The following is a 26,354-nucleotide window of genomic DNA, read 5'->3' on the forward strand; positions in this document are numbered from 1 at the left end:
CATGCCTTTTGCTTCCCGGTCGTTCCGAATGGCGGCCTTGCCGCGCCGATTCGCGTCGCGGCCGCCTGCTTCGCCGAACCGAAGCCGCGGCCGCCACCGGTCAAAAATCAGAGGATTTCGAACAGGCCGGCCGCACCCTGCCCGCCGCCGATGCACATCGTGACGACCACGTACTTCACGCCGCGCCGCTTGCCTTCGATCAGCGCATGGCCGGTCAAGCGCGCGCCCGACAAGCCGTACGGATGGCCGACCGCGATCGCGCCGCCGTTCACGTTCAGGCGATCCTCAGGAATCCCGAGCGTATCGCGGCAGTACAGCACCTGCACCGCGAACGCCTCGTTCAGTTCCCACAAGCCGATGTCGTCGACCTTCAGCCCCGCCTGCTTCAGCAGCTTGGGCACCGCGAACACGGGGCCGATGCCCATCTCGTCCGGCTCGCAGCCGGCCACCGCGAAGCCGCGGAACACGCCCAGCGGCTGCAGCCCTTCGCGCTGCGCGACCTCGGCGTTCATCACGACGCAGGCCGACGCGCCGTCCGAGAACTGGCTCGCGTTGCCGGCGGTGATCACGCCGCCCGGTACGGCCGAACGGATCTTCGACACGCCTTCGAGCGTCGTGTCGGGGCGGATGCCTTCGTCGGCCGAGACCGTCACTTCCTTCGTGAACAGGCGGCCCGTCGCCTTGTCGGCGATACCCGCGAGCACGGTGATCGGCACGATCTCGTCGCGAAAGAGACCGGCTTCCTGGGCGGCCGCGGCGCGCAACTGCGACTGCACGCCGTACTCGTCCTGCCGCTCCTTCGCGATCCCGTAGCGCTTCGCGACGTTCTCGGCCGTCTGCAGCATGTTCCAGTAGATCTCGGGCTTGTGCTCGACGAGCCAGCCTTCCTGGATCATGTGCCGGTTCATCTCGTTCTGCACGCACGAGATCGATTCGACGCCGCCCGCGACATACACGTCGCCTTCGCCCGCGATGATGCGCTGCGCGGCGAGCGCGATGGTCTGCAGCCCCGACGAGCAGAAACGGTTCACCGTCATCCCCGGCACGGTGACGGGCAGCCCCGCGCGCAGCGCGATCTGCCGCGCGATGTTGGCGCCGGTCGCACCTTCGGGGTTCGCGCAGCCCATGATCACGTCCTCGACGCGCGCGGGATCGAGCTTCGCGCGTTCGAGCGCGGCCGCGACCACGTGGCCGCCAAGCGTCGCGCCGTGCGTCATGTTGAATGCGCCGCGCCAGGATTTCGCCAGCGGCGTGCGTGCGGTCGATACGATTACGGCTTCGGTCATGCGAGTCTCCTTCGGTCCTGCTTCATGTCCTGAATCGGATGGGGAATGCGCTACGCCGCCGGGCGCGCGCCCGCGGACGTCGCATGCGCGACGCCCGCTGCCTGCATCTGCTGCCATGCGTGCGCGAGCGACCCGTTCAGGTCGATGGCGCGGCACGCATCGTTGATCACCGCGGCTTCGAAACCGGCCGCGCGCGCATCGAGCGCCGACCACGCGACGCAATAGTCGGTCGCGAGCCCGCAGCACCACACGCGCTTCGCGCCGAGTTCGCGCAGATAGCCCGCGAGCCCCGTGCGTGTCGTGCGGTCGGCCTCGACGAACGCGGAATAACTGTCGACCTGCGCGTCGCCGCCCTTGCGGATCACGAGCCGCGCCTGCGGGATGTCGAGGTCGCGATGCAGCGCCGCGCCGTCGGTGTCCTGCACGCAGTGCACGGGCCACAGCACCTGCTCGCCGTACGGCAGCGCGAGCGTGGAGAACGGTTCGCGGCCCGGATGGTTCGCCGCGAACGACACGTGGTCGCGCGGGTGCCAGTCCTGCGTCAGCACGACCTGGTCGAAGCGTCGCGCGAGCGCGTTGATCACCGGCACGACCGCGTCGCCGTCCGGCACCGCGAGCGCGCCGCCCGGCATGAAGTCGTATTGCACGTCGATCACGAGCAGCACGTCGTCGGTGCGTTTCATTGCGTTTCTCCTTGCAGCGCCGCCATGCGGCGTCGTCAGCCGTTGAACCCGCGGCCGGCCTTGGCAAGCTCGGCGATCGACGGCGCGAGCTGCCACGCGTCGCCGTTCGGCGCGGCCGCGTAGCGGCGAATCGCGCGCTCGACGTTGTACAGGCCGACCACGTCCGCGTACAGCATCGGGCCGCCGCGCCACAACGGGAAGCCATAACCGGTCAGATAGACCATGTCGATGTCGGACGCCTTCGATGCGATCTTCTCTTCGAGGATCTTCGCGCCTTCGTTGACGAGCGCGAACACCAGCCGCTCGACGATCTCGTCGTCGCCGATCTTGCGCCGCTCGACGCCGCGCTCCTTCGAATACGCGACGACCATCTCGTCGACGAGCGACGACGGTTTCGCCTTGCGCTCGCCCGGCACGTAGTCGTACCAGCCGGCGCCCGTCTTCTGGCCGAAGCGGCCCTGCTCGCACAGGCGGTCGGCGATCTTCGAGTACTGCAGATCGGGCTTCTCGACGTAACGACGCTTGCGGATCGCCCAGCCGATGTCGTTGCCGGCGAGGTCGCTCATCCGGAACGGCCCCATCGCGAAACCGAACTTCTCGATCGCGCGATCGACCTGCGCGGGCAGCGCGCCTTCCTCGAGCATGAAGAGTGCCTGGCGGATGTACTGCTCGATCATCCGGTTGCCGATGAAGCCGTCGCACACGCCCGACACGACCGCCGTCTTGCGGATCTTCTTCGCCACCGCCATCACGGTCGCGAGCACGTCCTTCGCGGTCTGCGCGCCGCGCACGACCTCGAGCAGCTTCATCACGTTCGCCGGGCTGAAGAAGTGCATGCCGACGACGTCCTGCGGACGCTTCGTGAACGCCGCGATCTTGTCGACGTCGAGCGTCGACGTGTTCGACGCGAGGATCGCGCCCGGCTTCGCGACTTCGTCGAGTTTGCGGAACACCTGTTCCTTCACGCCGAGTTCCTCGAACACGGCCTCGACGATCAGGTCCGCCTCCTTCAGGTCGTCGTAGGACAGCGTCGGCGTGATCAGCGCCATGCGCGCGTCGAGCTTCTCCTGCGTGAGCTTGCCCTTCTTCACCTGCGCGTCGTAGTTCTTGCGGATCGTTGCAACGCCACGCTCGAGCGCTTCCTGTTTCGTCTCGAGCAGCGTGACGGGCAAGCCCGCGTTGACGAAGTTCATCGCGATCCCGCCGCCCATCGTGCCCGCGCCGATCACGCCGACGCGGCGGATCTCGCGCAGCGGCGTATCGGCCGGCACGTCGGGAATCTTGCTCGCCGCGCGCTCGCCGAAGAACGCATGGCGCAGCGCGCGGCTTTCCGGCGTCATCATCAGCGCGACGAAACCCTCGCGCTCGGCGACGCTGCCCTTGTCGAAGCCGTTCAGCACGCCGGCCTCGATCGCGTCGATGCACTTGTGCGGCGCGGGGAAATTCGGCGCGGCGGCCTGCGCGGAATTGCGCGCGAACTGGATGTAGCCCGCGGCGTTCGCGTGGACGATCTTGCGATCGCGTACGCGCGGATGCGGCCCCTTCTGTGCGCCGACCTTGCGTGCGAACGCGACGGCCGCGTCGAGCAGGTCGCCGTCGGCCATGTCGTCGAACAGCCCGCTCTTCTCCAGCTGTTCCGACGGCACGGGCGCGCCCGACACGATCATGTTCAGTGCGGTTTCGAGCCCCACCGCGCGCGGCAGGCGCTGTGTGCCGCCCGCGCCCGGCAGCAGGCCGAGCTTCACTTCGGGCAGCGCGACCTGCGCGCCGGGCGCCGCGACGCGATAGTGCGCACCGAGCGCGAGCTCGAGGCCGCCGCCCATCACGACGCTGTGCAGCGCCGCGACGACGGGCTTCGCGCTCGCCTCCACCGCGCGGATCACGGTGTGCAGCGTCGGCTCCTGCAGCGCCTTCGGCGTGCTGAATTCGGTGATGTCGGCACCGCCCGAGAATGCGCGGCCGGCACCCGTCAGCACGATCGCCGTGACCGACGGATCCTGCGCGGCGCGCTCGAGCGCGTCCATGATGCCGAGCCGGGTCGACAGGCCGAGCCCGTTGACGGGCGGATTGTTGAGCGTAAGGACGGCCACGCCGTCGCGAGTCGAGTAATCCACTGCCATCTGCCTGCCTCCATGCATCGCGCGCCGGGGTGGCTGCGCTTCATTGTGCGCGGTCGAACAGCCGCATGTCCGGATCGAACGCAGGCAGCATACAACGAAAAAGCACGGTCGTTCAATTTGAATTTTTATCCCGATCCGGGGACGGATCGGGCGACCGGATCGCGGGCGTTACGGCTCGCCCACCGCCGTCGGCAACACGTAATTGCGGAACGTCTCGCGCAGCTTCAGCTTCTGCAGCTTGCCGGTCGCGGTGTGCGGCAGCGATTCGACGAACACGACGTCGTCGGGAATCCACCATTTGGCGACCTTGCCTTCATAGAACGCGAGCAGCGTGTCGCGGCTCAGGTTTGCGCCTTCGCGCGGCACCACGACGAGCAGCGGGCGCTCGGTCCATTTCGGGTGCGCGCACGCGATGCAGGCGGCTTCGGCCACCCCCGGGTGCGCGATCGCGACGTTTTCGATATCGATCGAGCTGATCCACTCGCCGCCCGACTTGATCACGTCCTTGCTGCGGTCGGTGATCTGCAGGAAGCCATCGGGGTCGATCGTCGCGACGTCGCCGGTCGGGAACCAGCCGTCCGACAGTGGCGACGCATCGCCGCGGAAGTAGTGGTCGATCACCCACGGCCCGCGCACCTGCAGTTCGCCGAACGCGACGCCGTCCCACGGCAGTTCATGACCGTCCTCGCCGACGATCCGCATGTCGACGCCGCAGATCACGCGCCCCTGCTTCTCGAGCAGCCGGCGCTGCGCGTCGAGCGGCCGCTGCGACTGCGCCCAGTTGAGCTTCGCGAGCGTGCCGAGCGGCGACAGCTCGGTCATGCCCCACGCATGGATCACGCGCACGCCGTATTCGTCCTCGAACGTGCGCAGCATCGCGGGCGGACACGCGGAGCCGCCGATCACCGTGCGGTTCAGCGTCGAGAAACGCACGCCGGCTTCGCGCATGTAGTTCAGCAGGCCGAGCCACACGGTCGGCACGCCCGCGGAAAACGTCACGCGCTCGGCCTCCATCAGCTCGTACAGCGATTTCCCGTCGAGATCCTTGCCGGGCAGCACGAGCTTGCCGCCCGTGAGCGGCACCGCGTACGGCAGCCCCCACGCGTTGACGTGGAACATCGGCACGACGGGCAGCACGGCGTCCATCGCGGACAGGTTCATCGCGTCGGGCAGCGCGGCGCCGTACGCGTGCAGCACGGTCGAGCGATTCGAATACAGCACGCCTTTCGGATTGCCGGTCGTGCCCGACGTGTAGCAAAGCCCCGACGCCTGCTGTTCGTCGAGATGCGGCCAGTCGTAACGGCCGTCCTCGGCTTCGACGAGCGATTCGTAGCAGAGGAACGGCGTCGCGCCGGACGGCAGGTGCGCCGCATCCGTCATCGCGATCCAGCCTTTCACGTGCGGGCACTGCGGCGCGATCGCGTCGACGAGCGGCGCGAAATTGATGTCGAAGAGGACGTAGCGGTCTTCCGCGTGATTGACGATGTACGCGATCTGCTCGGGAAAGAGGCGCGGGTTGATCATGTGGCACACCGCGCCCATTCCGCCGATCCCGTAATACGCTTCCAGATGCCGGTAGCCGTTCCATGCCAGCGTGCCGACGCGGTCACCGGTCTCGATGCCGAGCCGTGCGAGCGCCTGCGCAAGCTGCTTCGCGCGGCGTTCGCAATCGCGATATGTGTAGCGATGCAGGTCGCCTTCCACGCGCTTCGACACGATCTCCGTGTCGCCGGCGTGCCGCGCGGCATGCGTAATCAGCGAGGACACCAGCAACGGCACGTCCATCATCTGGCCCAGCAACGGCTTACCCATCGTCTTGTTCTCCCTGAAGGACGCGAATCGGTGAAGCACCTCGAACCGGCATGCGCCCGTCAGCGGCCCGGACAGGCGTGGCGCACGGTGCGCGGGCCGCCATGCGGGCGGCGCGGCGCCGCCTTACAATATCGGCTTACCCAGAGGCGCTCAACATGTCGTTTTCCCGAAGCGCAGCCGATACGGCTGACACCCTCCCCGACCTCGCCGCCACGCTCGGCGCGCCCGCCGACGGCGCGTTCGTGCAGCTCGGCGATGCGTTTCATACGCGGCTGCCGGCCGCGCCGCTTGCCGCGCCGTACGTCGTCGGTTTTTCCGGCGAAGTCGCGCAACTGCTCGACCTGCCGCCCTCGATCGCCGCGCAGCCCGCGTTCGCCGAGCTGTTCGCCGGCAACCCGACGCGCGACTGGCCCGCGGGCGCGATGCCGTACGCGTCGGTGTATTCCGGCCACCAGTTCGGCGTGTGGGCCGGCCAGCTCGGCGACGGCCGCGCGCTGACGATCGGCGAGCGCACCGGCACCGACGGCCGCCGCTACGAGCTGCAACTGAAAGGCAGCGGCCGCACGCCGTATTCGCGGATGGGCGACGGCCGCGCGGTGCTGCGCTCGTCGATCCGCGAGTTCCTGTGCTCGGAGGCGATGCATCACCTCGGCATCCCGACCACGCGCGCACTGACGGTGATCGGCTCCGACCAGCCGGTGGTCCGCGAGGAGATCGAGACGTCGGCTGTCGTCACGCGCGTGTCGGAGAGCTTCGTGCGCTTCGGCCACTTCGAGCACTTCTTCTCGAACGATCGCCCCGACCTGCTGCGCCAGCTCGCCGACCACGTGATCGACCGCTTCTATCCGGCATGCCGCGACGCGGACGATCCGTACCTCGCGCTGCTCGAAGCCGCGACGCTGCGCACCGCCGATCTCGTCGCGCAATGGCAGGCCGTCGGCTTCTGCCACGGCGTGATGAACACCGACAACATGTCGATCCTCGGCGTGACGATCGACTACGGTCCATTCGGCTTCGTCGATGCATTCGACGCGAACCACATCTGCAACCACTCGGACACGAGCGGCCGTTACGCATACCGGATGCAGCCGCGCATCGCGCACTGGAACTGCTACTGCCTCGCGCAAGCGCTGCTGCCGCTGATCGGGCTGCAGCACGGCATCGCGGACGACGACGCGCGCGCCGAGCGCGCGGTGGACGACGCACAGGCCGTGCTCGCGAAGTTTCCGGAACGGTTCGGCCCCGCGCTCGAACGCGCGATGCGCGCGAAGCTCGGCCTCGAGCTCGAACGCGAGAACGATGCCGAACTCGCCAACAAGCTGCTCGAGACGATGCATGCGAGCCACGCGGATTTCACGCTGACGTTCCGCCGGCTCGCGCAGCTGTCGAAGCACGATGCGAGCCGCGACGCGCCCGTACGCGACCTGTTCATCGACCGCGACGCGTTCGATGCGTGGGCGAACCTCTATCGCGCGCGGCTGTCCGAGGAAACGCGCGACGACGCGGCACGTGCGGCCGCGATGAACCGCGCAAACCCGAAATACGTGCTGCGCAACCATCTGGCCGAAGTCGCGATCCGACGCGCGAAGGAAAAGGATTTTTCCGAAGTCGAGCGGCTCGCCCAAGTGCTGCGCCGGCCGTTCGACGAACAACCGGAATACGAAGCCTACGCGGCGTTGCCGCCCGACTGGGCCGGGTCGCTCGAAGTGAGCTGCTCGTCCTGAAGCCCCAACCCGCGCGTATCGACCGACCGATCAGGAGAACCCCCATGTCCCACGATTCCGACGACAAGACCTTCCCGTACAAGAAGGACGACACCGAGTTGCGCCGCCGGCTCACGCCGATGCAGTACGAGGTCACGCAGCATGCGGCGACCGAGCGCGCATTCACCGGCGAATACACCGACACCGAGGACGCCGGCATCTACAAATGCGTCGTCTGCAGCACGCCGCTGTTCGAATCCGGGTCCAAATTCCACTCGGGCTGCGGCTGGCCCAGCTACTTCAAGCCGCTCAACGGCGAGGTGATCGACGAGAAGGTCGACTACTCGCACGGGATGGTCCGCGTCGAGGTCCGCTGCAACCATTGCGGCGCGCATCTCGGCCACGTCTTCGAGGACGGCCCGCGCGACCAGACCGGTTTGCGGTACTGCATCAATTCGGCTGCGTTAAACTTCGAGTCCCGACCCGAAAACGAATGAGCGGCGCCGGGCGGATCGACGGGGCGGCCTGCTCTCGGGCTGGCCGCCCCGATCCGCGACGGCGGTGCCTGGCGGGTCCCTACAACGGTGAAAGGCCGCGCAAGCGGCCTTTCACGCAGCTGCGAGCGCCATGAAATTTCTGTTCGATCTGTTTCCGATCATCCTGTTTTTCGCCGCCTTCAAGGTCTGGGGCATCTTTACCGCCACCGCCGTCGCGATCGTCGCGACGCTGGCCCAGGTCGCGTGGGTCGCCTTCCGGCACCGGAAGGTCGACACGATGCTGTGGGTCAGCCTCGGCGTGATCGTCGTCTTCGGCGGCGCCACCCTCGTCCTGCATGACGAGAAATTCATTCAATGGAAACCGACTGTGCTGTACTGGCTGTTTGCGATCGGGCTGCTCGCCGCGCGTTATGCGTTCGGCAACAACCTGATCGAGAAGATGATGGGCAAGCAGCTCACGCTGCCGCACCCCGTGTGGGACAAGCTGAACGTCGCCTGGGCGCTGTTCTTCGCGGTGCTCGGCGTCGCGAACCTGTACGTGGTGCACAACTTCACCGAATCGCAATGGGTGAACTTCAAGCTGTTCGGTACGACGGGCGCGATGGTCGTGTTCATCATCCTGCAGAGCTTGTGGCTCACGAAGTACCTGAAGGACGAATGACATGACGGACGCCTTTCTCCACGCGTCGCCTGACGAACGCATCGCGCTGATCGAAGCGCGCCTCACCGCGTCGCTCGCCCCCGTGTCGCTCACCGTGCGCGACGACAGCGCGCAGCACGCGGGCCACGCCGGCGCGGCCTCCGGTGGCCACTTCACGGTCACGATCGTGTCGGCCGCCTTCGCGGGCAAGCCGCGCGTCGCGCGGCACCGGCTGGTGTATGATGCGCTCGCTGATGCGATGCAGCGCGGCATTCACGCGCTCGCGATCGTGGCTTACACGCCCGAAGAATTCAACGAATCTTCTATCTAGTCTCATTAGGAATTCCCGATGATCCTGAAATCCCCTCGCCTGTGGGTCGCGGCGGCTGCATTCGCAGCGGCGCCGGCATTCGCCCAGAACATCGCCGTCGTGAACGGCACGCCGATTCCGAAGTCGCGCGCCGACGCGATGGTCGCGCAACTCGTCCAGCAAGGCCAGACCGATAGCCCGCAGCTGCAGCAGGCCGTGCGCCAGGAACTCGTGAACCGCGAAATCCTGATGCAGGAAGCGATCCGCGAAGGCATCCCGAATCGTCCGGACGTGAAGGCGCAGGTCGCCGTCGCCCAGCAGACCGTCGTACTGCGTTCGATGATCGAGAGCTTCCTGAAGAAGAACCAGCCGACCGACGCCGAAGTGAAGGCGCGTTACGACGACCTCGTCAAGGGCGCCGGCGGCAACCGCGAATACCACCTGCACCACATCCTCGTCGACAACGAGCAGCAGGCGAAGGACCTGATCGCGAAGATCAAGGCCGGCGCGAAGTTCGAGGATCTCGCGAAGCAATACTCGAAGGATCCGGGTTCGGGCAAGAACGGCGGCGATCTCGACTGGTCGGACCCGAAGGCATACGTGCCGGAATTCGCGGCGGCCGCGCAGAAGCTGCAGAAAGGCCAGATGACCGATGCGCCGGTGAAGACGCAGTTCGGCTGGCACATCATCCGCGTCGACGACATCCGCGACATCGCACCGCCGCCGTTCGACCAGGTGAAGGCGCAGATCGCGCAGCAGCTCGTGCAGCAGAAGCTGCAGGCGTTCGAGGAAGGCCTGCGCCAGCAGGCAAAGATTCAGTAACGCCGGCGCCAGTCGCCCGCGCATCGAAAGGCCGCTCTTCGGAGTGGCCTTTTTTCATGGTCGTTCGGGAAAAGCACAAGAAAAAGCCGCTCCGAAGAGCGGCCTTGGCGGGATCGGGCGCAGGCTGCGCGGCCGTGATCGCTACGCGTTACGCGGGATAAAACACGTTGTGATAACGAACGTCGCCCGCAGGCCGTGGCACCGATTCGTCGAACGACAGCGCGAGGAAATACTCGGGCGGCACGCCGGGAAACACGATGTCGCCGGACGGCGCGAACCCGAAGCGCGTGTAGTACGCGGGATCGCCGAGCACCACGCAGCCGCGCGCGCCGAGCCGGCGCAACGCGTCGAGCCCCGTGCGCACGAGCCCCGCGCCGATGCTCTGCCGCTGGCAGTCGGGCCGCACCGCGAGCGGCGCCAGCCCGTACCACTGCTGCGTGCCGGCCGGCTCGCCGCCGATCGCGACCGGCGAGTACGCGACGTGCCCGATGATGCGACCGTCGCGCTCCGCGACGAGCGACACGCTCAGCGCGCCGTCCGCGCGCAGCGCGTCGACGATCCGCCGTTCGAACTGGCCGCCCTGCGGCTCGCCCGCGAACGCCTCGACGATCACGCGGCCGATCGCGTCGGCCTCACTCTTGCGCTCGTCGCGCAGCGTGACGACTTCGACCGGTGCGTTCGGGTCGAACATCATCCGGATCAGCCGATCCAGCGGCGCGCGTTGCGGAACACGCGCAGCCACGGGCTCGCTTCACCCCAGCTTTCCGGGTGCCAGCTCATCGCGACCGTGCGATGCACGCGCTCCATGTGCGGCATCAGCACCGAGAAGCGCCCGTCGGCCGTCGTGACCGACGTGATGCCGGCCGGCGAGCCGTTCGGGTTGAACGGATAACGCTCGGTCGCCTCGCCACGGTGGTCGACGAACCGCATCGAAACCGCGACGCGATCGATGTCGCCCTGCTGCGAGAAGTCCGCATAACCTTCGCCGTGCGCGACCGCGACCGGAATCCGCGAGCCTTCCATCCCCGCGAAGAAGATCGACGGCGACTTCTCCACTTCGACGAACGAGAAGCGCGCCTCGAACTGCTCGGACTTGTTGCGCGTGAACTTCGGCCATGCTTCCGCGCCCGGGATCATCGACGCGAGGCTCGACATCATCTGGCAGCCGTTGCAGATACCGAGCGCGAACGTGTCGGGACGCGCGAAGAATGCCGAGAACATGTCGGCGAGGTTCGCGTTGAAGCGAACCGTCTTCGCCCAGCCTTCGCCCGCGCCCAGCACGTCGCCGTACGAGAAGCCGCCGCACGCGACCGCGCCCGCGAAATCGGCAAGCGTTGCACGGCCCGCGAGCAGATCGCTCATGTGCACGTCGTGCGCATCGAAGCCCGCGCGGTCGAACGCGTAGGCCGTTTCCAGATGCGAGTTCACGCCCTGCTCGCGCAGAATCGCAACGCGCGGGCGGGCGCCCGTCGCGATGAACGGCGCGGCGATGTCGTCGGCCGGATCGAAGCTCAGCACCGGCGAGATGCCCGGATCGGCCGCGTCGAGCAGCGCATCGTATTCGGCATCCGCGCAGGCGGGGTTGTCGCGCAGGCGCGCGATGCGCCAGCTCACTTCGCCCCACGCGCGATGGAGTTCGGTGCGCGGCGCGTCGAAGATCTTCTTCGCGTCGCGGTACACCTCGATCACGTCGCGGTCGTTGACCGCGCCGATCACGTGCGAGCACGCCGACAGGCCGAATTCGCGCAGCGCGCCGAGCACCGCGTCGCGGTCGGCCGTACGCACCTGCACGACGGCGCCGAGTTCCTCGGAGAACAGCGCGCGCAGCGTGCGATCGTCGCGACGGCCGCTCGTCTGCTTCGCCCAGTCCTTCGCGTCGCCGTAGTCGGATTCGTGGTTCGGGTCGAGCGTCAGCATGTCGACGTTCAGCGACACGCCCGCGTGGCCCGCGAACGCCATTTCGCACACCGTCGCCCACAGGCCGCCGTCCGAGCGATCGTGGTACGCGAGCAGCTTGTCCTGCGCATTGAGCGACTGGATCGCGTTGAAGAAGCACTTCAGGTCTTCCGCGTCGTCGACGTCCGGCGTCGTGTCGCCGACCTGCTGCGTGACCTGCGCGAAGATGCTGCCGCCCATCCGGTTCTTGCCGCGGCCGAGATCGATCGCGATCAGCACGCTGTCGCCTGCGTCGGCGACGCGGCGCAGTTGCGGCGTCAGGTGCCGGCGCACATCCTCGACAGGCGCGAATGCGGAGATGATCAGCGACACCGGCGAGACCACTTCCTTCGCGACGCCCTGCTCGTCCCACTTCGTCTTCATCGACAGCGAGTCCTTGCCGACCGGGATGCCGATCCCGAGCGCCGGGCACAGCTCCATGCCGATCGCCTTGACCGTGTCGTACAGCGCGGCGTCTTCACCGGCCGTGCCGCACGCGGCCATCCAGTTCGCCGACAGCTTCAGCTTGTCGAGCAACGCAATCGGCGCGCTCGCGATGTTCGTGATCGCCTCGCCGACCGCCATGCGGCCCGATGCCGGCGCGTCGATCACCGCGAGCGGCGTGCGCTCGGCCATCGTCATCGCCTCGCCCTTGAAGCCCGCATAGTCGAGCGCGGTAATCGCGCAGTCGGCCACCGGCACCTGCCACGGGCCGACCATCTGGTCGCGCACCGACGTGCCGCCGACCGAACGGTCGCCGATCGTGATCAGGAACGACTTGCTGCCGACCGTCGGGTGCTTCAGCACGTCGACCGCGACTTCCGACAGCGCGATGCCCGTCACGTCGACCGGCGCGCGCTCGGTCGCGACGCGCGCGACGTCGCGGTGCATGCGCGGCGGCTTGCCGAGCAGCACTTCCATCGGCATGTCCACCGGGTATTCGTCGGCACCCGTCGCTTCGTCATCGACGAGCTGCAACTGACGCTCGTCGGTCGCGACACCGACCACCGCGAACGGGCAGCGCTCGCGTGCACAGATCGCTTCGAAACGCGGCAGGTCGGCCGGCGCGATCGCGAGCACGTAGCGCTCCTGCGCCTCGTTCGACCAGATTTCGCGCGGCGACAGGCCCGATTCCTCGAGCGCGACCTTGCGCAGTTCGAAGCGGGCGCCCTTGCCCGCGCCGTCGACGATCTCGGGGAACGCGTTCGACAGACCACCCGCGCCGACGTCGTGGATGCTCAGGATCGGGTTTTCCGCGCCGAGTTGCCAGCAGCCGTTGATCACTTCCTGCGCGCGACGCTCGATTTCGGGGTTGCCGCGCTGCACCGAGTCGAAGTCGAGTTCGGCCGTATTCGCGCCGGTCGCCATCGAGCTCGCCGCGCCGCCGCCCATCCCGATCCGCATGCCGGGGCCGCCGATCTGGATCAGCAGCGAGCCGGCCGGCACGTCGTGCTTGTGCGTGTGCTGGTCGGCGATGTTGCCGAGGCCGCCCGCGATCATGATCGGCTTGTGATAACCGCGCACCTGGCCGTCGACGTTCTGCTCGTACACGCGGAAGTAGCCGCCGAGGTTCGGGCGGCCGAATTCGTTGTTGAACGCGGCGCCGCCGAGCGGGCCGTCGATCATGATCTGCAGCGGCGACGCGATGCGGTCCGGACGGCCGTACGGGCCGTGCGCGTCGTTCGGGTTGCGCTCGCCGACCGGCTGCGCCGCGTCGCGCGCGTTTTCCCACGACTGGCGTGCGTCGGGCAGGTCGAGGTTCGACACTGTGAAGCCCGTGAGACCGGCCTTCGGACGCGCGCCGCGGCCCGTCGCGCCTTCGTCGCGGATCTCGCCGCCCGCGCCGGTCGCCGCGCCCGGGAACGGCGAGATCGCCGTCGGGTGGTTGTGCGTCTCGACCTTCATCAGTGTGTGCGTGAGCTCGGTGTGGCGGCCATAACGCTCGCCCGGCTCGCCGGCCGCGCCCGCGTTGCGCGGGAACCAGCGCTCGGCCTCGGCGCCGACCATGATCGACGAGTTGTCCGAATACGCGACGATCGTGCCTTGCGGGTTCAGCTTTTCGGTGTTGCGGATCATCGCGAACAGCGACATGTCCTGCGCTTCGCCGTCAATCGTCCACTGCGCGTTGAAGATCTTGTGGCGGCAGTGCTCGCTGTTCGCCTGCGCGAACATCATCAATTCGACGTCGGTCGGATTGCGTTCGAGCTTGCGGAACGCGTCGACCAGGTAGTCGATCTCGTCGTCGGCGAGCGCGAGGCCCAGCTCGACGTTCGCGCGCTCGAGCGCGCTGCGGCCGACGCCCAGCACGTCGACGCTCGCGAGCGGCTTGGCCGGCAGTTCGTCGAACAGGTGCTTCGCATCGTCGCGGGCCGCGACCACGCTTTCGGTCATCCGGTCATGCAGCGCGGCCACGACGGCCGTGCGCGCGTCGTCGGACAGCGCCTTCTTGCCGCCGAGCAGGCCTGACTTCAGCGTGACCGTGAATTCGACGCCGCGCTCGATGCGGCGCACGTGCGTAAGGCCGCAGTGCTGCGCGATGTCGGTCGCCTTGCTCGCCCACGGCGAAACCGTGCCGAAGCGCGGCAGCACGACGAAGGTCTCGGCCGTCCCCTTCTCGGCCGCCGGCTCGAACGGCGCGCCGTAGTGCATCAGCGCATCGATGCGCGCGCTGTCGTCGGCCGACAGCGGCTCGGCCGCATTGACGAAGTGCAGGAACTGCCCGCGCACCGCGACGATGTTGGCGTCGATTTGCCTGAGCGTGTCGAGCAGACGGGTTTGACGGAAATCGGAGAGGGCCGAAGCGCCGGGAAAACACGAGAAGTGAGCCATGGGCTGGACTGACGTCGATGAGTCGCGCGAGGTGGCGACGTGGGGCGAAAGAAGGCCGTAATTATACCCGGAAGTCGGTCGCCCAAGACCGGCCGATCGGTAGCCCGCATGCACCGCAACGGTGCCCCGGTGTGCGCCGCGCACGGCCCGCCCGCCGGGCCGGCCCGCGCGGACGCGACAGCCGGCGGCCACGGAGCGGCCGCACGGAACGCGCTCGCCCGACGCCGGCTCCCGCGATTTTGGCGCTATCATTCCGGGTTCACCGGGCCGGAGCCCTCAGCGAATTCTCACCGGGCGGCGTGCGCGCCGCCCGTCATCGAAGCAATCCATGGATGTCATCGTCATCGGCGGCGGAATCAGCGGCGTCGCCACCGCCTACCAGTTGCGCGCGGCCGGCCACCGCGTGTGCGTGATCGAACGCCACGCGACCGTCGCGCAGGGCGCGACCTATGGCGACGGCGGCGCCCTGCTGCCGAGCCCGCTCGACGTCTGGTTCGGCCCGACCTTCATGCGCCAGCGCCAGCCGCGCGATAGCGGCATCGTCTACAAGCCGGGCTTCAACGGCGGCGTGCGCCGCTTCGTCAAGCAGCTCGGCACGCTGCGCGAGCCCGACGCGTTCGCCGCGCAGTACGCGCGGCTGCGCCCGCTGATCGACGCGTCGCGCGACATGCTCGCCGACACCGAGGCGCGCCTCGAACTCGAATTCGAGCAGAAGCCCGGCATCCTGCATGTCGTGCGCGATCCGCGCGACTGGGAAGCGATGCAGCCCGCGCTCGACCTGCTGCGCACGCTCGACCAGCCGTATCGCACGCTGAGCGCCGACGAATGCGCGGCGCTCGAGCCGTCGGTGCCGGCCGAGCCCGGTTTCGCCGGCGGCGTGCTGCTCGAGACCGAACGCACCGGGAACTGCCCGCTGTTCGCGAAACTGGTCAAGCAGACGCTCGACGAGCACGGCGTGCAGTTCCGCTTCGGCGCGGACGTCGCCGCGATCCGTGTCGACACCGGCCGCGCCGCGGTCGAGCTCGTACCGACCGGCGACCGGCACGCGTCGAACGCGCGCGAGGTCGACGTGATTTCCGCCGATGCGATCGTGGTCGCCGCCGGCGCCGGCAGCCTGCCGTTGCTCGACCGGCTCGGCTGGCGCCTGCCGCTGCACCCGGTGCGCGTCCATACGCTCACCGCACCGGTCGCGTACGAAGAACACGCGCCGCACCTGAGCGTCGTCGACTCGATCAAGCGGATCTCGATCACGCGCACCCACCAGCGGCTGCGCGTCGGCGGCGCCGGCGTGCTGCAGAGCCTGCCCGACACCGCGAAGCCGCTTGCCGAGCCGCTGTCCGAGGCGGCGCTCGCGCTGCTCGGCCAGGCCGTCCACGACTGGGTGCCCGGTGCCGCCAGGATCTCGGCCGCGCTGTCGTGGCAAGGCACGCAACTGTTGTCGCCGGACGGCTTGCCGGTCGTGGGTCCGACCCCGCATCCGCGCGTGTTCGTCAATTTCGGGCACGGCCCGGCCGGCTGGGGGCTCGCGTGCGGGTCTGCTAAAGTGGTGACCGACTATCTGGCCGGCGACGTGCAGCACTGGCCCGCCGACACGCTCGCCGCGCTGCGCGCCGGGCGCTTCACGACCTGACCGCCGCGGGCCCATCCCGGGCAGCCTCCTTGCCAGCCGCCACGACCCCGCGATGACCGTTACCCGCCCGTTTCCCGATTCCGATCCGATCGCGCTGCTGCGCGTCGCCGACCTGCGCGCGGCCGAAGCCGACGCGAGCGCGGCGCTGCCGCCGCACACGCTGATGGGCCGCGCGGGCGCCGCCGCCGCGCGCTGGCTGTCCGAGCGCGTCGCCGGCGATGACCGCCCCGTGTGGTTCGCGGTCGGCCCCGGCAACAACGGCGGCGATGCACTGGTGGCCGCCGCGCACCTCCAGCAGCTCGGCGTCGCGACGCAGGCATGGATGCCGGTGCCGGTCAGGCCGGACGACGCGCAATGGGCGCTCGGCCTCGCGCGCACGGCCGGCGTGCCGCTGTCGGCCACGCCACCCGCGTCGCTGGACGGTTATGCGTGGGTCGTCGACGGGCTGTTCGGCATCGGCCTCGGCCGCGCGCTCGACGGTGCGTTCGCCGAGCAGGCCGCGCGCATCGCCGCGCATGCGCGCAGCGGCGGCCGCGTGCTCGCGCTCGACGTGCCGAGCGGGCTCGACAACGATACGGGCCGAATCGTCGGCGCGGGCGCAGCCGTCGCGGCCACCCACACGCTCACCTTCATCGGCGCGAAACCGGGCCTCTATACGGGCGACGGCCGCGACCTCGCCGGCGAGATCGAGGTCGCGTCGCTCGACGTCGCACCGCCCGCCGCGCCGGCCATCGTGTTGAATGCACCCGCGCGGTTCGCCGCGGCCCTGCCCGCGCGCGCGTTTGCGTCCCACAAGGGCACGTTCGGCAGCCTCGCGGTGCTCGGCGGCGACACGGGCATGTGCGGTGCACCGATCCTGGCCGCGCGCGCCGCGCTGTTCGCGGGCGCCGGCAAGGTGCACGTCGGTTTTCTCGGCACCGGCGCGCCGCCGTACGACCCGCCGTTCCCCGAACTGATGCTGCATCCGGCCGACGGCCTCGATCTCGGCGCGATGACCGCGATCGCGGCCGGCTGCGGTCTCGGCACGCGCGAGGCCGCGGCGACGCTCGTGCGCGACGCGCTCTTGCACGACGCCGCGACGCTGCTCGATGCCGACGCACTGAACCTCGTCGCGACGCACGCGGACCTCGCGGCCGCCGTCGCCACGCGCGGCGCGCGCGGCAATGCGTGCGTGCTGACGCCGCATCCGCTCGAGGCCGCGCGGCTGCTCGGCAGCGACACGGCGACCGTGCAGCACGACCGCGTCGCGGCCGCGCAGGCCCTCGCCGCGCGCTACGCAGCGATCGTCGTGCTGAAAGGCTCGGGCACGGTGATTGCGGCGCCCGACGGCCGCGTGACGATCAATCCGACCGGCAACGCGGCGCTCGCCACGGGCGGCACCGGCGACGTGCTCGGCGGCCTGATCGGCGCATGGCTCGCGCAGCGCGTCGCGCCATACGAAGCAGCGCTCGCGGGCGTCTACCTGCATGGTCTCGCGGCCGACACGCTGACCGCGCACGGCACCGGCCCGGCCGGGCTCACCGCGGGCGAGCTCGCGCCGATGGTGCGCACGCTAGTCAATCGCCTTTTTTATGCGTCGCCGCGCGCCGACACGTAACGCCGCTATACTGACTGCCCCGCCGCACGGCGGGCCTTCTCGTCCGCCGGCTTTCCGATCCCGATGAGCCGGCGCGGCATTCCTCCCGATTCACGCTTCACTCGAACCGCCATGACGCTGAATTCGCTCCCCGCCTGGACTGCCCTTCAATCCCACTTCGAACAGATCCGCCACGCCCGGCTGCGCGACTGGTTCGCGCCCGAAAACGATCGCGCGCCGACCCGCGCCGAACGCTTCACGATCCCGGGCGGCGGTCTCGCGGCCGATCTCTCGAAGAACCGCATCAATGACGAAACGCTGCGCCTGCTGGTGCAGCTCGCGCGCGACGCCGGCGTCGAAGCACGCCGCGACGCGATGTTCGCGGGCGAAATCGTCAACCCGACCGAAGGCCGTGCCGCGTTGCATACCGCGCTGCGCGCGACCGATCCGCAAGCGCCGTTCCACGCGCAGGTGAGCGCCGAGCGCGCGAAGATGGCGACCTTCGCACGTGCCGTGCGCAGCGGCGCCTGGACGGGCTACACGGGCAAGCGCATCCGCCACGTGATCAACATCGGCATCGGCGGTTCCGATCTCGGGCCGAAGATGGTCGTGCATGCCCTGCACCACGTCGCGACGCCCGACATCTCGACCCACTTCGTGTCGAACGTCGACGGCGCCGATCTCGCGCGCGTGCTCGAACAGGTCGATCCGGAGGAAACGCTCGCGATCATCGTGTCGAAGACCTTCACGACGCTCGAGACGATGACGAACGCACGCTCGCTGCGCGACTGGTTCGTCGCGCGCGGCTGCCCCGAGGACGCGCTCGCGAAGCACTTCGTCGGCGTGTCGGCGAACCCGGCCGAAGTCGTGAAGTTCGGCATCGCCGCGGAAAACGTATTCGAAATGTGGGATTGGGTCGGCGGTCGTTATTCGCTGTGGTCGGCGGTCGGGCTGTCGATCATGATCGCGATCGGCCCCGAACAGTTCGACGAGCTGCTGGCCGGCGCGAACGACATGGATCGCCATTTCCGCGAAGCGCCGCTCGAGCGCAACCTGCCGGTGCTGCTCGGCCTGATCGGCATCTGGTACCGGAATTTCTTCGGCTCGCAGAGCTATCTCGTCGCGCCGTATTCGGAAGCGCTGCACTACCTGCCGTCGTACCTGCAGCAGCTCGAAATGGAGAGCAACGGCAAATCCGCGCGCCTGGACGGCACCTTCGTCGATTACCCGACCTCGGCCGTCACGTGGGGCGAGCCGGGCACCAACGGCCAGCATGCGTTCTTCCAGATGCTGCACCAGGGGCCGACGATCGTGCCGATCGACTTCATCGCGGTGCTGACGCCCGAGCATGCGCTCGCAAGCCATCATCCGAAGCTGCTCGCGAACTGCTTCGCGCAGAGCGAGGCACTGATGCTCGGCCGCACGCTCGACGAAGCGCGCAAGGTCGCCGGGCCCGGCAACGAGGCGCTCGCGCCACACCTGACGTTCCCGGGCAACCGCCCGACCACGACACTGCTCGTCGATGCGCTGACGCCGCGCGCGCTTGGCGCGCTGATCGCGCTTTACGAGCACAAGGTGCTCGTGCAGGCGACGGTGTGGGACATCAATCCGTTCGACCAGTGGGGCGTCGAGCTCGGCAAGATTCTCGGCAAGGTCGTCGAAGCCGACCTGTCGGCCGAGTCGCTCGATCCCGCGAAGCACGACTCGTCGACCACGGCGCTGATCGCGCGCGCCCGCGCGGCGCTCAAGCGCTGACGCTACCGCGTCATGCCCATGCCGGCCGTGCAGCCCGACCTGCGCGGCCGGCAGAAAAATTCAGGCGCCGCGCTATGCTGCGTGCGGCGCAACGATGTGCCCGGCGTCGAGCGTCACGGTCGTCGCGCAGCGGCGCGCGAGTTCGGCATCATGCGTGACGAGCACGAGCGTCGCGCCGTGCGTGCGGTTCAGTTCGAACATCAGGTCGATGACCGCATGCCCCGTCGCCGCGTCGAGGCTGCCGGTCGGCTCGTCGGCAAACAGGATCGCCGGGCGCGTGACGAAGGCACGCGCGAGCGCAACGCGCTGCTGCTCGCCGCCCGACAACAGCTTCGGATAATGCGCGGTGCGTTCGCCGAGACCGACCTGCACGAGCAGCGCCCGTGCGCGGTCGGCCGCGTCGCGCGCGCTGATGCCGCCCTGCAGTTCGAGCGGCAGCATCACGTTCTCGAGCGCCGTCAGGTGCGGCATCAGCTGGAACGACTGGAACACGAACCCGACCGCGCCGTTGCGCAGCGCGGCGCGCTCGTCCTCGTCGAGCTGGTCGAGCGCGCGGCCGAGCAGGCGAACCGTGCCGCTCGTCGCGCTGTCCAACCCCGCAAGCAGGCCGAGCAACGTCGATTTGCCCGACCCCGACGCGCCGACAATCGCAAGGCTGCTGCCCGGCCGCACGGCGAGCGTGATGCCGTCGAGAATCGTCAGCTCGCCCGTTGCGTCGGCGACCCGTTTGCACACGTCATGGACTTCGATGATCGGATCGGTAATCTTGAACATGGACACGACATTTCGCTGGAAAAGGCGCGCGGCGGTCGCCGCGCTGCTGGGTACCCTGCTGGCCGCCACCGCGCCTGCACGCGCGGTGACGGCGCCGGCGCCGACATCGGGCCAGCCTGTGATCGTCGTGCTCGGCGACAGCCTGTCGGCCGAATACGGGCTGCCGCGCGACACGGGCTGGGTTGCATTGCTTCGGCAACGGCTCACGACCGAGCGAATCGATTATAGCGTCGCGAACGCCAGCGTCAGCGGCGATACCACGAGCGGCGGCCGAGCGCGGCTGCCCGCGGTGCTGCAGCGGCTCAAGCCGTCGATCGTCGTCGTCGAGCTCGGCTCGAACGACGCGCTGCGCGGTGTGCCGCTCGCGACGACCGAGCAGAACCTGCGCGACATCATCGCCGGCGCGCGGCACGCGCAGGCGAAGGTCGTGCTGGTCGGCATGTACGTGCCGCCCAACTACGGGCCCGACTACACGCAGAAATTCCACGCGGTCTATACGCGGCTGTCGAAGGATCTCGGCGTGCCGCTCGTGCCGTTCCTGCTGGCCGGCATCGAGAACAAGCCCGAGATGTTCCAGTCCGACCAGATGCATCCCGCGCAGCAGGCGCAGGGCATCCTGCTCGACAACGTATGGCCGGCGCTGAAGCCGCTGCTCGGCAAGCCGCGCGGCTGACCACTCAGCCTTTCCGGAAAACAAAAAGCCCCGCTCGAAGCGGGGCTTTTTATTGTTGCGTGCGAAACGGTGCTCAGTTGTCGCCGTCCTGCGACTGGCTGGTCGTCGTACCGTACAGCTTCACCTTCGAGCGATCGCGCAGCGCGGTGAGATACGCCTCGCCTTCGCTCTGCGCGTCGACCTGTGCCATCTGCTGCTGTGCGGCCGCCAGTTGCTGCGGATCGACCGCCGAACCCGGGATCACCGCGTTCACGCGGTAGATCGCGTAACCGTCCGCGCCGAGATCGACACCGACGTAGGCCGGCAGCGTCTTCGCATCGACCTTGTAGACGGCGCTCAGCGCAGCCGGCGTCAGGCCCTGCGACTGCGTGCGCGACACCTTCTGCGCGGGCGTGAAGCCGTCGGCCGACTTCGACTTCTGCAGTTCGGCGAGCTTTGCCGCGCCGTCCTTCTTCGCGAGTTCCGCGGCCTGCTCGGCGACGACCTTCTGGCGCACGGCGTCCTTGATCGTGTCGAGCGCCGGCACGGCCGCCGGCTTGTACGCGGTCACGCGTGCCGAGATCAGCGTGTTGTTGCCGATGTCGATCGCTTGCGTGTTGTTCTGGTTCTTCACCGCATCGTTCGCGAATACGGCGGCCAGGAACTTCGGATTGTTCAGCGGGCTCGTCGGCGGCAGTTGCGGATTCGGCGTCGGCGTGACGGTGGCCGTCTGGATCGTCAGCTTGTACTTGTCCGCGGCCGGCTGCAGCGTCTTCGCCTTTTCATAGACGGTCGACGTGAAGCCTTCCGCGTTGTCCGAGAACGCCTTCGATGCGTACTGCTGCTTCAGTTCGGCCGAAATCTGATCCTTCACGTCCGCGAACGGCTTGACGGCCGCCGGCTTCACTTCGGTCGCCTTCAGGATGTGGAAACCGAGATCCGACTGCACGACACCGCTCACGTCACCTTGCTTCAGCGCGAATGCGGCATCGTCGAACGCCTTGCCGCCCGCCGTCGAACCGCGCGTGATGAAGCCGAGGTCGCCGCCCTTCGCTGCCGACGGCGCGTCCTGCGAGTTCTTCTGCGCGATTTGCGCGAACTGATCCGGATGCGCCTTCACGTCCGCGAGCACTTGCTCGGCCTTCGTCTTCGCGGCGGCCTTGTCGGCCGGGCTTGCGCTGCTCGCCGCGGCGAAGAAGATGTGGCTGACGCGAACCTGCGCTTCGGTACGGAAGTGCGTCGGATTGTCGTCGTAGAATTTCTTGACGTCCGCATCGGTCGGCTGCGCGCTCGCGGCCGCTGCGGCCGGCGAATAGACGAGGTACTGGATCGTCGCCGTCTCCGGCGTCGCGAAGCTCTGCTTGTGCGCGTCATAGTACGCGGCGAGCTGCGCGTCGGTCGGCTGGACCTTCGATGCGAAGTCGCTCGTCTTCAGCACGAGCGCCTGCACTTCGCGCTGCTGCGCGGCCAGTTCGGACAGGCGCTGCGCGAGGCTCTTCGGCGTGAACGCGCTCGACACGATGCTGGCCGGAATCTGCTGCAGCGAGAGGCTGTAGCGCACGCGCTCCTGGTACTGCTCGGGCGTCATCCCCTGGAACGACAGCAGTTGCGCATAACGCTCGACATCGATCGAACCGTCGGGCTTCTTCAGCGACGCGATCATCGGGTCGCTCATCAGCGCTTCGCGCACGGCATTGTCGGAGGCGGTCAGGTGCAGACGCTGCGTCTCGTCGGCCAGCACGCGTTGCTGGATCAGGCCGTCGAGCACCTGCTTGCGATGGTCGGGCGTATCGAACATCTTGATGTCGAACTGCCCGCCGAGCGCCTGACGCGCCTGGTCGATCTGCTGGCGGAACGCGCCGTCGAATTCGACCCGCGTGATCTTGTGCCCGTTGACTGCCGCGACGTTCGCACTATCGTCGAAGAAGCCGCGGAAACCTTGGATCCCGACGAAACCCAGCCCCGGCAACACGATCAGGAGCAGGAGCGCCATCATCAGGCGCTGGTGATTACGGAAGAAATCGAGCATGCGTGACGGGAAAATTGGACAAAACGTCCGATATTACAACATACGGGGTGGGACGGGAGAAAAGCAGACGTGGTACGCGTGGGCGCAACCGGAAACGCAAATGAAAAAGCCCGCACAAGGCGGGCTTCTTCATTTTTTTGGCGGAGCGGACGGGACTCGCCTACATCCCGCAGGCCGCGGTTGCGCTTGCAAGCGCAACCCTTCGAGTCCCGCCGGAAGCCGCGCAGGCGGCTTCCTCCACTCCGCAGTCACGCGCCCGCCAGCGGGCGCAACGAGAGACGCAAATGAAAAAGCCCGCACAAGGCGGGCTTCTTCATTTTTTTGGCGGAGCGGACGGGACTCGAACCCGCGACCCCCGGCGTGACAGGCCGGTATTCTAACCGACTGAACTACCGCTCCTTGGTCTGGCTGAATCAGGAAACTGGTGGGTGCTGAGGGGTTCGAACCCCCGACCTACGCCTTGTAAGGGCGCCGCTCTACCAGCTGAGCTAAGCACCCGTTCCCGATTCGTTCTGGCTGCGATCTGCGTTTCCGCATCAACAACCAGCGAGCCCGCAAGTTTAATTCATCCCCGATCATTTTGCCAAGCCTGGATGCGAATTTTTTTCTGCCGCGCCCGCGCTCGATTTCGACACGCATAAAAAAAACCCGCGGACACGCCGCGGGTTTCGTGAACGACCGTCAGGAACGACGGCGTTCAGGGTCTCAGTGCTTGACGACTTCCGTCGAGCCGGCATCCTTCGCCGCCTCGCCGACCGGCGCCGCTGCCTTCGCTTCTTCTTCCGGCGGCAGCGGAGTCGGCGAACGCTCGAGCGCGAGCTCCAGCACCTTGTCGATCCAGCGGACCGGCACGATCTCGATCGCGTTCTTCACGTTGTCCGGAATGTCCGCGAGATCCTTCACGTTCTCTTCCGGGATCAGCACGAGCTTGATGCCACCGCGATGCGCGGCAAGCAGCTTTTCCTTCAGCCCGCCGATCGGCAGCACTTCGCCACGCAACGTGATTTCGCCCGTCATCGCGACGTCGGCACGCACGGGGATACCCGTCAGCACCGACACCAGCGCGGTCGTCATCGCACCGCCGGCGGACGGACCGTCCTTCGGCGTCGCGCCTTCCGGCACGTGGATGTGGATGTCCTGCTTCTCGAACGCTTCGTCCTTGATGCCCAGACGGCGCGAACGCGAGCGCACGACCGAACGTGCAGCCTCGACCGACTCCTTCATCACGTCGCCGAGCGAACCCGTGCGGATCACGTTGCCCTTGCCCGGCATCACCGCGGCTTCGATCGTCAGCAGGTCGCCGCCGACTTCCGTCCACGCGAGGCCCGTCACCTGACCGACCTGGTTTTCCTTCGCCGCGAGGCCGAAGTCGTACTTGCGCACGCCGAGGAACGTATCGAGGTTCTCGCCATCGACCTTGATCGCGCCCGATGCCTTCTTCAGCAGCAGCATCTTCACGACCTTGCGGCAGATCTTCGACACTTCCCGCTCGAGCGAACGCACACCGGCTTCACGCGTGTAGTAGCGGATGATGTCGCGGATCGCCTGTTCGGTCACGTCGATCTCGCCTTCCTTCAGCCCGTTGTTCTTCTTCTGCTTCGGCAGCAGGTAACGCTGGGCAATGCTGACCTTCTCGTCTTCCGTGTAGCCCGACAGACGGATCACTTCCATCCGGTCGAGCAGCGGCGGCGGGATGTTCAGCGAGTTCGACGTCGCGACGAACATCACGTCCGACAGGTCGAAGTCGACCTCGATGTAGTGGTCGGCGAACGTGTGGTTCTGTTCCGGATCCAGCACTTCAAGCAGTGCCGACGACGGATCGCCGCGGAAATCCATGCCCATCTTGTCGACTTCGTCGAGCAGGAAGAGCGGATTGCGCACGCCGACCTTCGCGAGGCTTTGCAGGATCTTGCCCGGCATCGAACCGATATACGTGCGGCGGTGGCCGCGGATCTCGGCTTCGTCACGCACGCCGCCAAGCGCCATCCGGACGAACTTGCGGTTCGTCGCACGGGCGATCGACTGGCCGAGCGAGGTCTTGCCGACACCCGGGGGCCCGACGAGGCACAGGATCGGTGCCTTGACCTTGTCGACGCGCTGTTGCACCGCGAGGTACTCGAGGATGCGTTCCTTGACCTTCTCGAGGCCGAAGTGATCCTCGTCGAGCACCTGCTCGGCGTTCGACAGATCGTTGTTGACCTTGCTCTTCTTGCGCCACGGCAGGCCGATCAGCGTGTCGATGTAGTTGCGCACGACGGTGGCTTCCGCCGACATCGGCGACATCAGCTTCAGCTTCTTCAGCTCGGCGTCGGCCTTCTTCTTCGCTTCCTTCGGCATGCGCGCGGCGTTGATGCGCTTCTCGAGTTCCTCGAGATCGGCACCTTCTTCGCCCTCGCCCAGTTCCTTCTGGATCGCCTTGACCTGTTCGTTCAGGTAGTACTCGCGCTGGCTCTTTTCCATCTGGCGCTTCACGCGCCCGCGGATGCGCTTTTCGACCTGCAGGATGTCGATCTCGGCTTCGAGCTGCGCGAGCAGATGCTCGAGGCGCTCGATGACCGGGAACATCTCGAGGATGTGCTGCTTCTGGTCGAGCTTCAGCGGCAGGCGCTCGGCGATCATGTCCGCGAGACGGCCTGCTTCATCGATACCCGACAGCGACGTGAGAATCTCCGGCGGGATCTTCTTGTTCAGCTTCACGTACTGGTCGAACTGCGACACGATCGCGCGGCGCAGCGCTTCAGTTTCAGCGCTGTCGGCATGATCGGGCTCGAGCGGCATCACGTCGCAGGAGAACTGCGTCTCCTGTTCTTCGATCGACAACGCCTTCGCGCGCTGCAGGCCCTCGACGAGCACCTTCACGGTGCCGTCCGGCAGCTTCAGCATCTGCAGAATGTTGGCGATACAACCGACCTCGTACATGTCTTTTTCGGTCGGTTCATCCTTGGCCGCGGTTTTCTGGGCGACGAGCATGATGTGCTTGCCGCCTTCCATCGCTGCTTCGAGGGCCTTGATCGATTTCGGCCGGCCCACGAAGAGCGGAATCACCATGTGCGGGAAAACGACGACGTCCCGCAGCGGCAGCAGCGGGAGCGTGATGCGTTCCGGCGGGAGAAGTTGGGTGCCTGACATTTCATTTCCCCATGAGTGGAATCAATTGTTCGGTAATTGAGGCCGCCACAACGAATTGCAAGCCTTCAAGTGCGGGAAATATTCGGTAAGAAAGTAACCACCGCGTGTCGAGTCAGAGTTACCCACAAGATAAACGAAAAAAAGCCGCCCACGGTCTCATGAACGGCCTTTT

18 protein-coding genes and 2 tRNA genes are annotated in these 26,354 nt (G+C 67.6%); 9 read left to right on the forward strand and 11 right to left on the reverse strand.

Going from position 1 to position 26,354, the window contains the following annotated elements:
• Positions 1 to 107 precede the first annotated feature (107 nt).
• The 4 genes from ACTRWB_RS21470 to ACTRWB_RS21485 all read right to left on the reverse strand — a co-directional run bounded on the left by ACTRWB_RS21470 (position 108) and on the right by ACTRWB_RS21485 (position 5,901).
• A complete protein-coding gene (locus ACTRWB_RS21470; protein WP_446903160.1) occupies positions 108 to 1,286 on the reverse strand; it encodes an acetyl-CoA C-acyltransferase in 1,179 nt (392 codons plus the stop codon).
• Between the two features lie 50 nt (positions 1,287 to 1,336).
• A complete protein-coding gene (pncA, locus tag ACTRWB_RS21475) occupies positions 1,337 to 1,969 on the reverse strand; it encodes a bifunctional nicotinamidase/pyrazinamidase (protein ID WP_129512335.1) in 633 nt (210 codons plus the stop codon).
• A gap of 35 nt (positions 1,970 to 2,004) precedes the next feature.
• Entirely contained in the window at positions 2,005 to 4,089 is a 2,085-nt protein-coding gene (locus tag ACTRWB_RS21480) for a 3-hydroxyacyl-CoA dehydrogenase NAD-binding domain-containing protein (protein ID WP_446903161.1), read from the reverse strand.
• A gap of 168 nt (positions 4,090 to 4,257) precedes the next feature.
• Positions 4,258 to 5,901 carry a 3-(methylthio)propionyl-CoA ligase gene (locus ACTRWB_RS21485; RefSeq protein WP_446903162.1) on the reverse strand — a complete coding sequence of 548 codons (1,644 nt, stop codon included), beginning with the start codon at positions 5,899 to 5,901 and terminating at the stop codon, positions 4,258 to 4,260.
• 155 nt (positions 5,902 to 6,056) lie between these two features.
• On the opposite strand from ACTRWB_RS21485, the gene ACTRWB_RS21490 reads away from it, so the two are divergent.
• The 5 genes from ACTRWB_RS21490 (at position 6,057) to ACTRWB_RS21510 (ending at position 9,873) form a co-directional block, all read left to right on the forward strand.
• On the forward strand, positions 6,057 to 7,625 hold the full coding sequence (locus ACTRWB_RS21490; RefSeq protein ID WP_446903163.1) for a protein adenylyltransferase SelO: 1,569 nt from the start codon (positions 6,057 to 6,059) through the stop codon (positions 7,623 to 7,625).
• Positions 7,626 to 7,669: 44 nt separating this feature from the next.
• Positions 7,670 to 8,101, forward strand: coding sequence for a peptide-methionine (R)-S-oxide reductase MsrB (gene msrB, locus ACTRWB_RS21495; protein ID WP_129512339.1), 432 nt, complete (start codon positions 7,670 to 7,672; stop codon positions 8,099 to 8,101).
• 130 nt (positions 8,102 to 8,231) lie between these two features.
• On the forward strand, positions 8,232 to 8,762 hold the full coding sequence (locus tag ACTRWB_RS21500) for a septation protein A (protein WP_011352350.1): 531 nt from the start codon (positions 8,232 to 8,234) through the stop codon (positions 8,760 to 8,762).
• A gap of 1 nt (position 8,763) precedes the next feature.
• Positions 8,764 to 9,072: a BolA family protein gene (locus tag ACTRWB_RS21505; protein WP_048248478.1), complete on the forward strand. Its 309-nt coding sequence runs from the start codon at positions 8,764 to 8,766 to the stop codon at positions 9,070 to 9,072.
• Between the two features lie 18 nt (positions 9,073 to 9,090).
• Positions 9,091 to 9,873 carry a peptidylprolyl isomerase gene (locus ACTRWB_RS21510; protein WP_129512340.1) on the forward strand — a complete coding sequence of 261 codons (783 nt, stop codon included), beginning with the start codon at positions 9,091 to 9,093 and terminating at the stop codon, positions 9,871 to 9,873.
• 148 nt (positions 9,874 to 10,021) lie between these two features.
• Here the strand turns inward: ACTRWB_RS21510 and ACTRWB_RS21515 are convergent, their stop codons facing one another.
• Entirely contained in the window at positions 10,022 to 10,567 is a 546-nt protein-coding gene (locus ACTRWB_RS21515; RefSeq protein WP_446903311.1) for a GNAT family N-acetyltransferase, read from the reverse strand.
• A 5-nt stretch (positions 10,568 to 10,572) separates the two neighbouring features.
• Positions 10,573 to 14,637 carry a phosphoribosylformylglycinamidine synthase gene (purL, locus tag ACTRWB_RS21520; protein WP_446903164.1) on the reverse strand — a complete coding sequence of 1,355 codons (4,065 nt, stop codon included), beginning with the start codon at positions 14,635 to 14,637 and terminating at the stop codon, positions 10,573 to 10,575.
• 328 nt (positions 14,638 to 14,965) lie between these two features.
• Here purL and ACTRWB_RS21525 point away from each other — a divergent pair, with 328 nt between their 5' ends.
• From ACTRWB_RS21525 to pgi, 3 genes are all read left to right on the forward strand, one after another.
• Positions 14,966 to 16,267, forward strand: coding sequence for an FAD-dependent oxidoreductase (locus ACTRWB_RS21525; RefSeq protein WP_446903165.1), 1,302 nt, complete (start codon positions 14,966 to 14,968; stop codon positions 16,265 to 16,267).
• 52 nt (positions 16,268 to 16,319) lie between these two features.
• Entirely contained in the window at positions 16,320 to 17,864 is a 1,545-nt protein-coding gene (locus ACTRWB_RS21530; RefSeq protein WP_446903166.1) for an NAD(P)H-hydrate dehydratase, read from the forward strand.
• Between the two features lie 111 nt (positions 17,865 to 17,975).
• On the forward strand, positions 17,976 to 19,598 hold the full coding sequence (gene pgi / locus ACTRWB_RS21535) for a glucose-6-phosphate isomerase (protein ID WP_446903167.1): 1,623 nt from the start codon (positions 17,976 to 17,978) through the stop codon (positions 19,596 to 19,598).
• A 72-nt stretch (positions 19,599 to 19,670) separates the two neighbouring features.
• Here pgi and ACTRWB_RS21540 read toward each other — a convergent pair whose 3' ends face one another.
• Complete coding sequence (locus ACTRWB_RS21540) at positions 19,671 to 20,372, reverse strand: ABC transporter ATP-binding protein (RefSeq protein WP_343492202.1); 702 nt, start codon at positions 20,370 to 20,372, stop codon at positions 19,671 to 19,673.
• Between ACTRWB_RS21540 and ACTRWB_RS21545 the strand changes: the two genes are divergently transcribed.
• Positions 20,371 to 21,045 (forward strand): arylesterase, encoded by a 675-nt coding sequence (locus ACTRWB_RS21545; protein ID WP_343492201.1) that lies wholly within the window; start codon positions 20,371 to 20,373, stop codon positions 21,043 to 21,045. The genes ACTRWB_RS21540 and ACTRWB_RS21545 overlap by 2 nt on opposite strands.
• A gap of 73 nt (positions 21,046 to 21,118) precedes the next feature.
• Here the strand turns inward: ACTRWB_RS21545 and ACTRWB_RS21550 are convergent, their stop codons facing one another.
• The 4 genes from ACTRWB_RS21550 to lon form a co-directional block, all read right to left on the reverse strand.
• On the reverse strand, positions 21,119 to 23,053 hold the full coding sequence (locus ACTRWB_RS21550; RefSeq protein WP_446903168.1) for a SurA N-terminal domain-containing protein: 1,935 nt from the start codon (positions 23,051 to 23,053) through the stop codon (positions 21,119 to 21,121).
• 322 nt (positions 23,054 to 23,375) lie between these two features.
• Positions 23,376 to 23,452 (reverse strand) — tRNA-Asp (locus ACTRWB_RS21555).
• A 23-nt stretch (positions 23,453 to 23,475) separates the two neighbouring features.
• Positions 23,476 to 23,551 (reverse strand) — tRNA-Val (locus ACTRWB_RS21560).
• A gap of 207 nt (positions 23,552 to 23,758) precedes the next feature.
• A complete protein-coding gene (lon, locus tag ACTRWB_RS21565; protein WP_048248492.1) occupies positions 23,759 to 26,182 on the reverse strand; it encodes an endopeptidase La in 2,424 nt (807 codons plus the stop codon).
• Positions 26,183 to 26,354: the final 172 nt, after the last annotated feature.

It is taken from the genome of Burkholderia sp. YIM B11467 (assembly GCF_052952715.1).